The organism is Roseateles cavernae (assembly GCF_040187885.1).
Lineage (GTDB): Bacteria > Pseudomonadota > Gammaproteobacteria > Burkholderiales > Burkholderiaceae_C > Roseateles_E > Roseateles_E cavernae.
In genome coordinates this window covers 1-468 of record NZ_JBDPLH010000049.1, presented here as the reverse complement: position 1 = coordinate 468, position 468 = coordinate 1, and the positions used below count along the sequence as shown (strand labels likewise).

Annotated in this window: 1 protein-coding gene; it reads left to right on the top strand. The window is 71.4% G+C overall.

Annotated features, from left to right (window positions below):
- A partial coding sequence (locus tag ABGI63_RS25805) for a hypothetical protein (protein ID WP_432767476.1) occupies positions 1 to 463 on the top strand: 463 nt, incomplete at its 5' end.
- Between the last annotated feature and the right edge of the window lie 5 nt (positions 464 to 468).

The window sequence follows — 468 nt, the reverse complement described above, 5'->3', positions numbered from 1 at the left end:
GGCCTATGGCCCCATCGCGCTGCCCGGCTATGTCAGCCCCCAGGGTTGGCAGTCGCTGGCGCCGCTGGAGCGCGGACCCATCGCCTCGCGCTTGAAGGTCGACGAGCTGGCCCAGGTGGTCGAGTTCGACGGCGTCAAGATCTCCGCCGAACTGCTGGCCACCTTTGGCGAACCCAGCCCGCAAGGCTGGGCCTTCCGCATTCTTCAGTCCAAGGACGGCGTTGCCTCGGTCGGCCGTGTCCAGCTGAACGACACTCCGCGCCCCAACAAGCGCGCCGCTGGCCCGGCCGCAGCACCGCCGCCCGCCGCGCGATCGGAGGCGACAGACCCTCCACAGGAAGGCAGGGGCAAGGGGGAGGAGGCCCCTGCGTCGGACGACACGCCGGCGCCGGCCGCAACCGCCACCGAGGTGCAAACTCCCGGCGCCGCCGCAGCCAACACCAACGCAGACAGCGAGGCCTGACATGG